We start from the raw sequence: 1,088 nt of genomic DNA, 5'->3' as shown, positions 1-1,088 counted from the left end.
CGGCGAAGGCGGGCAGGACCTGCTCGGCCATCAGCTCCATCTGCGCGACGACGGCCTCGATGGGCTGGCCCCAGGCGATGAGGCAGGCGAGGTGGTCGACGCCCATCGCCTCCATCTGCTTGAACCGCTCGATCATCTTGTCCGCGGTGGTGAGGACCGGGTCGGAGTACTTCTCCCACAGGTTCTCCGAGGAGGGCGACTCGTTCGCAGGCCGGACGCGGCCGGCCTCGACGAAGTCGACCTTCTCGCCCGTGCCGCGCGCCTTGAGGCGGTCCTCACGGGTGCCCTGGCTGACGGTCTGGGTGAGCGCGAGGTAGTGGTTGTACTCGCTGACCATGTCGTCGAAGAACTCGAGCGCGTCGGCCTCGGTCCGGCCCAGCCAGGTGTGCCGGTAGACCATGACTTCGCCGCGCGGCGCGCCGCTCTGGGCGGCCGTGGCGTTGAACGCCTCGAGCAGCGCCTCGAGGTCCCCGTGCGGCTCGAAGTTGCCCCAGTTGGGCGCGGTGAGCAGGTTGTGCCCCTCCGCGGCCACCTTCCGCACGCCGTCGACGCTCTGCGAGGCGACCCACAGGTCGGGGCCGGGCTGCGAGGCGGGCTTGGGCACGAGCGTGGTGCGCGGGAAGGAGAAGTAGCGGCCCTCGTAGGTCACGTCGTCCTCGACCCACACCCGCCGGATGATCTCCAGCGCCTCCTCGTAGATCTCCCGGCTCTGCGCTGGGTCCACCCCGATCCGGTCCAGCTGGTAGCGGCCGCCACCCCGGGCCACGCCGATCCCCACCCGGCCCGGGGCCAGGTGGTCCAGCATCGCCATCTCCGAGGCGATCAGCAGCGGGTTGTAGCTGGGGAGCACCACCACGCCCGGCAGGATCCGCAGCCGCGTGGTGCGGGCCGCCGCGAGTGCGGCGAACGCCAGGGCACTGGGATTCGCGACGTAGTTCTGGAACACGTTCTCGTTGATCGCGACGCCCTCGAAGCCCAGCCGCTCGGCCGTGTCCACGATCGTCAGCATGTCCTGCAGCAGCTCGCCCCACGGGCGGTCCATGTCCGAGTAGAAGAAGGGCGTCGTCACCCAGAACTTCAGTGCCATG

Annotated in this window: 1 protein-coding gene; it reads right to left on the bottom strand. The window is 69.9% G+C overall.

Annotated elements, in window-relative coordinates:
• Positions 1-1,088, bottom strand: a 1,088-nt coding sequence (locus LWC35_RS38790; protein WP_232875583.1) for an LLM class flavin-dependent oxidoreductase, incomplete at both ends; no start/stop codon positions are given.

It is taken from the genome of Pseudonocardia kujensis (assembly GCF_021283305.1).
GTDB classification, from domain to species: domain Bacteria; phylum Actinomycetota; class Actinomycetes; order Mycobacteriales; family Pseudonocardiaceae; genus Pseudonocardia; species Pseudonocardia kujensis.
This window is presented reverse-complemented; position numbering and strand designations above follow the sequence as displayed.